The sequence below is a fragment of the Pengzhenrongella sp. genome (genome assembly GCF_036565025.1).
GTDB lineage: Bacteria > Actinomycetota > Actinomycetes > Actinomycetales > Cellulomonadaceae > Pengzhenrongella.
Genome location: NZ_DATCNW010000279.1, coordinates 1 through 6,818, shown reverse-complemented (window position 1 = coordinate 6,818; position 6,818 = coordinate 1). Strand labels below are relative to the sequence as shown.

The 6,818-nt window shown below is 68.2% G+C and carries 8 protein-coding genes; 4 read left to right on the top strand and 4 right to left on the bottom strand.

The features are described from left to right. The first annotated feature begins 185 nt into the window (after positions 1–185). Positions 186–1,103, top strand: a complete 918-nt coding sequence (locus VIM26_RS16195) for a Mu transposase C-terminal domain-containing protein (RefSeq protein WP_331953002.1) — start codon at positions 186–188, stop codon at positions 1,101–1,103. A gap of 122 nt (positions 1,104–1,225) precedes the next feature. Then, positions 1,226–1,915 (top strand): ExeA family protein, encoded by a 690-nt coding sequence (locus tag VIM26_RS16190; protein WP_331953000.1) that lies wholly within the window; start codon positions 1,226–1,228, stop codon positions 1,913–1,915. A 36-nt stretch (positions 1,916–1,951) separates the two neighbouring features. On the opposite strand, the gene VIM26_RS16185 is transcribed toward VIM26_RS16190, so the two are convergent. From VIM26_RS16185 to VIM26_RS16170, 4 genes are all read right to left on the bottom strand, one after another. Then, positions 1,952–3,670 carry a 2OG-Fe(II) oxygenase gene (locus VIM26_RS16185; protein WP_331952998.1) on the bottom strand — a complete coding sequence of 573 codons (1,719 nt, stop codon included), beginning with the start codon at positions 3,668–3,670 and terminating at the stop codon, positions 1,952–1,954. Between the two features lie 218 nt (positions 3,671–3,888). After that, positions 3,889–5,133 carry a type II toxin-antitoxin system HipA family toxin gene (locus VIM26_RS16180; protein ID WP_331952996.1) on the bottom strand — a complete coding sequence of 415 codons (1,245 nt, stop codon included), beginning with the start codon at positions 5,131–5,133 and terminating at the stop codon, positions 3,889–3,891. After that, positions 5,120–5,449, bottom strand: coding sequence for a helix-turn-helix transcriptional regulator (locus VIM26_RS16175; RefSeq protein ID WP_331952994.1), 330 nt, complete (start codon positions 5,447–5,449; stop codon positions 5,120–5,122). The genes VIM26_RS16180 and VIM26_RS16175 overlap by 14 nt, the downstream gene beginning before the upstream one ends. Before the next feature lie 366 nt (positions 5,450–5,815). Continuing rightward, a complete protein-coding gene (locus VIM26_RS16170; RefSeq protein ID WP_331952993.1) occupies positions 5,816–6,019 on the bottom strand; it encodes a DNA-binding protein in 204 nt (67 codons plus the stop codon). 180 nt (positions 6,020–6,199) lie between these two features. Between VIM26_RS16170 and VIM26_RS16165 the strand changes: the two genes are divergently transcribed. Further along, positions 6,200–6,511 (top strand): hypothetical protein, encoded by a 312-nt coding sequence (locus VIM26_RS16165; RefSeq protein WP_331952991.1) that lies wholly within the window; start codon positions 6,200–6,202, stop codon positions 6,509–6,511. Positions 6,512–6,549: 38 nt separating this feature from the next. After that, positions 6,550–6,762, top strand: coding sequence for a hypothetical protein (locus VIM26_RS16160; RefSeq protein WP_331952989.1), 213 nt, complete (start codon positions 6,550–6,552; stop codon positions 6,760–6,762). The last annotated feature ends 56 nt before the right edge of the window (positions 6,763–6,818 follow it).

The following is a 6,818-nucleotide window of genomic DNA, read 5'->3' as shown; positions in this document are numbered from 1 at the left end:
ACACGCCGCACAATTCACGACGAACCGATTTTCAATCAACCAAGATGGTGATACTTCCAAATCGGACGCCTATTCAAACTGCGATGAGCGCCTCGCGCGGATCAGCCCGCCCCACCCCACGACAACCTGACCAGTTACACGTGGATAACGGCTCTGCCTTTGTTTCCGCGCCATTGTTGCGGGCATTGGCTAGCCTCGGAATTCGCCTTACTCACTCTAAACCACGCCAGCCCGCGGGGCGCGGAAAGATTGAACGGTTCTTCCGGACGGTCCGTGAGCAGTTCCTCGTCGAGCTCGCCGTTCCCGGGGCCCTGGACGCGGTCGAGGACCTGACCAGGATGAACGACCTGTTCGCCGGGTGGGTCGAGAAGGTCTACCACCCGCGGGTCCACAGCGAGACCGGCCAAGCACCCCTGGCCCGGTTCCTCGCCGCGGGCCCGCCCGTCCTACCCACCACCGCAGCATTACGCGAGGCATTCATGTGGTCGGCCCAGCGCATGGTGACGAAGACGTCCACGTTCTCCCTGCACGGCAATATCTACGAGGTCGACGCGGCCCTGGTCGGGCGCCGCATCGAGGTCGTGTTCGACCCATTCGACCTGACCAACCTCGACGTCCGCTTCCAGGGGCGCCCGATGGGGACCGCGATCGCGCACACGATCTCCCGGCACGTCCATCCCGGCGCCCGCCCCGAGACCACCCCCGCCCCACCACCGGTGGCCACGGGCATCGACTACCTCGGACTGATCGCCGACCAGCACCACCAGGACCTCGCCGCCCGCATCAACTACAACGACCTACCCACCGGCAACCAAGGCGACAACGACGACAACGACGGCGACGACGGCGACGAGGGCCACGAGGCAAGCGACGGGCCGTTCGAGGTCAACGCAGCGCGTAACGCGGCACAAGACGCCGCGCTGGACGCGGAGCTGGCCGGGTTCGCGGCCCTGGGTCGCGACCTCGCGGCCGGGGCCCTGCCCGGACAGCTCGACCTCGCCGACCTCACCGGCTTCCCCCGCTTCACCCCCGAGCCCACCCCCGACAACCCCAACAACCCCGCCGACTACGACTACCCCGAGGATGACGAGGACCCGCGATGACAATCCAGAATCTGCAATCCCACTGGGGTTTTACCCGGATGCCCTTCGGGCGATCCCTCGCACCCCAGATGCTGCACCGCCACACCGCCCACGCCGAAGCAGTCGCCCGCATCGGATGGTGCGTGAGTGAACGCGCCCTCGGGGTGATCACCGGGGAGGTCGGCGCCGGCAAGACCGTCGCGATCCGCGCCGCCCTCGCCGGACTGGACGCCAGCCGGACCACCGTGATCTACCTCGCGAACCCGGCCGTCGGGGCCCGCGGCCTCTACGCCGGGATCGTCACCGCACTGGGCGGGACCCCCAGGTTCCACAAAGCGTCCCTGATCCCGCAGACCGCCGAGATGCTCGCCGCCGAGGAACACGAACGCGGCCGCGGCGTCGTGCTCGTCCTGGACGAAGCCCACCTCCTCGGAGCCGACCAACTCGAGGAGCTCCGTCTGTTGACGAATTCGGAAATGGATAGTCACAGCCCGTTCGCGTGCCTGCTCGTCGGGCAACCCACCCTGCGCCGGCGCATCAAGCTCGGCACCTTCGCCGCCCTCGACCAACGCATCGCCCTGCGCTACGCGATGAGCGGGATGCTGCCCGAGGAGACCAAGTCGTACCTGACCCACCACCTGGGGCTCGCCGGGCGGACCGACACCCTGTTCAGCGACGACGCCACCACCCTGATCCACCAGGTCAGCCGCGGCCTCCCGCGAGCCGTGAACAACCTCGCCGTCCAATCCCTCGTCGCGGCCTACGCGACCAACAAGACGATCGTCGACGAGTCCTCCGCCCGAGCCGCCGTCACCGAGGTCACGACAGACTGACCACCAAGGCGACACCACGACCACGAACCCCGCCGGTCACACACCGGCGGGGTTCACTATTGCCCAAAAACCATCATCACCAGCAGTGACGCCGCCATGATCACCTGACGTGGCGGTCAACAGCGGGGCCGCATCGCTCGCCCGCAACGACTGGGACAGCGGCAGCAACGTGTCGCCGATCCAGTTGGTCCGCTCCAGTTCTCCGAACCGGCGCGCGGAGTCCCAGCCGCCGACGAGATCCCGCACCCACGGGTCGCCGTACACGCGGGCGACTGCCGCCAGGAGCGGGGTGTGGTCGGCGCTCAGCATCTCCAGATGGAACGGCGCCAGCACCACTCTCGCGGCCAGTGGGTCGTGCAGACCGGCCGCGACCTCAAGGGCAGGCGTGAGTGCGTGTGCCTCGGGGTGGCGCCAGAACGGCTCCAGCGACGCGGCGTCGGACCTGGCGCCCTCGAGCTCGCCGACGTCGATTCGGTTGAGCAACGTCTGCAGCGCCCATGCCGATCCTGCCTCGGCGCGTGCTGCGAAAGACTTCTCCTTGGGCCACACCACCACCGCAGCCCGGCGATACCACCGGTCGACGGTGTTGCCGTAGTTACCCATGTAGCCCTCGTACTCGGAGTTGTACGGCGTCAGCGACGCCGAGGGCGTGACGGCGCAGACCTCGTGATCGCCCAGGGGGAGATTGATCGTCTCCGCGCCGGAGCCATCTGGGGAGATCCACCAGCCGAGCGTGATCTCGTCGTCGATCAGTTCGTTCAGGACGTAGGCACTGTCGTCCTCGGGGTCATCCTCCGGGTCGTCGTACCCGCCGTAGCGCCACGACTCCCCGGCCGGTAGCGCGTCCCAGGTCTCCTTGATCTCGGCGAGGGCGAGCACGGTCTCGCATCCGGACTGCTCGGCCGCTTCCCGGAGCACCGTCACGCGGTCGGCGTCGGCGCCCTTGAAACGGTTGGACCTCAGCCCGGACTGTGAGTACTCATGGTCGAGCAGGAAGGCCAGACGTGTCGGCTCGCCGAGATCGCGCCCGCCGTACTGACTGGTTGCCCGCGATGTGAAGTGTTCGGTCAGGTGACGAGCGGCCTGTTCGACCGGACCTGCGTCGGAGGTCGGCGTCGGGCCAGTGAGCATGAGGTTGAAGGTCATGGTGACGCGGTATCCCGACCGGACCGGTTTGACCTCGTGTCGACGGTCGGCGTAGAACGCGACGAGGACGAGGTCGTCACCGGAGCCGCGATAGGTGCGCTCGGTGCCGCCGTCATCGACGACAAGCTCGCCGCCACTGTGCACCGAGGGCAGTGACACCACCAGGGTCGCGACCATGTCGTCGTGCTTCTCGGAGTCCTGGTGGGGGAGGAAGAACTGGCCCTTGCCATAGACGAGCAGCGAGTGGAGCTCGGCGCGCAGCGACGAGCTCGCGGGGAGGCCGAGCTCGTCGCGGAAGTGCGCCAGGGCCGTGCTGAGATGCGCGTCCCAGCTCGCGCCTGCGAGAGTGACCTGGTCGGGGGTCAGCTCCCAGGTGTCGCGGACGGACGTGTCGCTCAGTGTCTCCTCGCCGTGGCCGAAAAGGGCGGGGCGGGCCGCCGCGATCAGGCGTTTCGCTTGGGCTGCCCGCACTGGGAGCGTGATGGGGCCGACGTCCGCCACGTGCAACGTGAGGGCGTCGCCCGGCAGGCGGAGCATGGCTGTGTCCGATCCGACCACCTGATCCCCTGCGAGCAAGTGCGCCAACCGGTCGCGTGCTGGTGTGCCCATGGGGTGACTGTACGAGTGACGTCGATGGGGTGGCCCATGGCGTCCACGCTCGATCGGCGCAGGCCTTCGCCGACACCGTCCACGACCATCCCGCGGCAGGTCAATCTTGAAGCGCGGGTGGACCTTCCTCGTCGGACGCACCCTGCGGTGATCATGTCACTGGGCCGGGACGCGCTGCGCGCGTTCATGCGATAGGTGCCGCCGTCGGGCAACGCCGGTCAGATGTAGAAGACCGAGGGGTTGAGGATCTGCCGGCCCCACAACCGGGCACGCTCGAGGTCGGTGAGGCGGGCCGCGTCGGCGGCTTCGTGCCACTGCTCACGGATAGTGGTCACGACGTGCTCGGTGATGCTCGAAGCCTCCGCGGCCGAGAGCAGGTAGACCGGGGCCGCCTTGTGGCACACGGCGAACCGAGCTGCCCGGGCCCCGTCGCGGTCGATTGCCATCGCCTGGGCGGACTCGTCGCCCGAGCGCACCTGGGGACACAGGTCGTAGGCCGGCGTGAGGGTCAGCTCGCTGCCGTTCCAGAACGCGGCGTGGTTGCGAGCGTGGTCGTCGATGTTCCCGACGGCGATGTTGAACACGATCCTGGTGAACAGCTCGCGCAGCGTTGCACCGGGTTCAGTGAACCGGGCCCGGACCAGGTCCGCAAGGTCGGCGTACGAGGCGTATCGAGCGGTCAGTTCGCTCAGTTCGAGCATCGTCAGCGCGGAGACCATCAGCCGCCGCGCACCGCCGGCTGGTCGGTCGAACCGCTCGACCAGCAGCACGTCGCGGCCTGCGACCGTTCCCACGTCCGTCCAGGGCACCTTGAGCCCTACGCGGCGGGCGAGGTCCATCGCGACGGCCTCGGCCTTCACGACCGGGTAGGGATCGGTCGTGGAGGAGAACTTCGCAATCAGACGCCGGTCGCCGTCCGCGAGTAGCACCTTGGGGCGCGCGCCGCCGATGGACGTGCCCCGCACCAGCGCATCCGCGAGCGACGGCGGCAGTGCCTGACCGGCCTGAATCGCGTCAGCGGCGTTCTGAAGGTCCTCGAGGGAAGCCCCCTGGCCCGTGCGAGGCTCGTACCGGGTCGCTGAGGTCTGGAAGTCGAGGGCTCCGATGCGGTCCGAGCCGGACTCGAGCAGATAGGTCAGGCGGCTCAGCTCCCCGGTGTCCGAACGGTCGCCGAGGTGGCCGAGGTGTCGGGCGAGGATGACCCGCTGCCCCCACGAGTCCGGGCCCGCGTCAGCGAGGCATCCGGCGATGTCAAGGTCTGCGACGGGCCGCTGGGTGCCGCGCCGCAGGGGAAGCTCGGGCAGGTATAACGAGATCGCGTCGGGTCGCTCGAGGTAGGACCGCCCGTACGTGAACGTGTGGACCGGTCCGTCAGCGTCGATTCGGCCGGCGACGACGGGTTCGGCGGCTCCGGGAAGCCAGGCCCACACGTACGCAGTACCCGGAGCCTCAGAAGTCGTCATCGCGGTCCGCCCGTCCGCGCACCCTGTGCGGGAGCAGGCTCAGGCGGTCCGCGGTAACGGCCCGCACACCCGCAAGGTCTCGGGCGGCCACCCCGAACAGGGGGACTCCCAGGAGCGTGGCGAGTTCGAAGACCACCCCGATCGCGACAGTCGGGGCGCCGCGCTCGACGCCCCGCAGAGTTGCCGGCGCGATGCCGGCGCGTTCGGCGAGGTCGGCGACCGTCCAGCGCCGCTCCCGTCGAGCCGCAGCGATCTGTGCGCCGAGTGCCCCGACGGCGTCCATCGTGGGCGCCGAGTGCGTCCGCGTCCTCTTCAACAGGTCCTCCTCTCAAGCAACTCCGTAGTCACTATAAGTCCTCGTAGCGCACTATGAGGCAATAAAATGCCTAGAGAAGGAGAACTTCTGCGTCGAGACACAGAAAAGTCCGCCCGCGCCACTGTCGGAGCAGCGATTGCAGCGCGGGCGGACTCTTTGTGGGACGGACTACACAGACCTCGTGAACCCGTTACCCGGGGTCAGCGGCCCATACGACGATCAGCAGTCGAAGTAGAGCTCGAACTCGGCCCGCTCCGTTGGTAGGCGATGACCACAGGGGACTAGCGGCTCTGACCTGCACGGATACTCGTTCCGACCGTTGGTAGGTGTTGGCCTCCTGCGGACGTCTTGCGGACTTTCTGCGGACTAGCTCTCCTCAGATCCGGCCACGGCGGATGCCCGCCGACCGCTAGCGAGCGCCCAAGCCTCGACGCCCGCGGTCTCCCACACGCGCCCGCTCGAGAGCTCGGCAGCGGGCGCCGGGAAGCCCTCGGTCTGCGCCAGTTGGTGCGCTCGTTGCCGGCTGACGTTGAGCATCCGGGCGATCTCGGTGATTCCGACCAAGTCCATGGATCCAATCGTACGTGAGCCCTTGACACGGTCAAGGGTGAAGACCCAGAGTGAGGAGGGGGGCTTGACACAGTCAAGGGGGCGAGGTCAGAAACCCAGGGGGGCCAAATAGGCCCCGGGCCAACACGGTGGGGCGCACTATCAGCAGCAACACAACAATCCGTTGGGGGAACGAACCACATGAGCACAGCAACGATCAAGCCCGCCTGGGCCACCGACACGAACGTTGATGAGATCGACGGGAAGAAGCTCTACTCGAGCGACGACGTGTCGGTGGAGTTCCCGCCGGCGTTCCCGTCGCAAGGGCCTCAGCGGTTCATCACCGCCCTGACGCGCGACGGCGGGAAGGCGACACAGATCTACGTTCTGGCTGACAGTCTCGAGGCGCTGACACCCGAGCAACTCGAGATGCTCGGCCAGTGGATCCTCGCGCGGGCAGCCGAGTACCGCTTGGCCATCGCCGGGGAGAACGATCAGCTCCGCGCACACTGAGGCCTTCCCAGCGGGGGCAGGCTCGCTAGCCTTGCGCAGTGACCTCCTCGCCCCCGTGGGGATCGGCTGACCTGAACACGGCGGCCGCGTGGCTCGGGTTCTCGACGCAGACGATCCGCCGCGCGATCCGCAAGACCGTCGACGACGGGGTGTTCCCGCCGCCGTTGTCCGCGAAACGGACTCCTGGCGGGTACCGGATTCTCGCCGGCCCCGCCCAGGCCTGGCTCGAGTCCCTGCCCGACGCTCCCTAAACGGGGCTCAGGGCCCCGTGGTCAGCGCGCGGAGCCCGTCCCGTGCGGCCATGTCC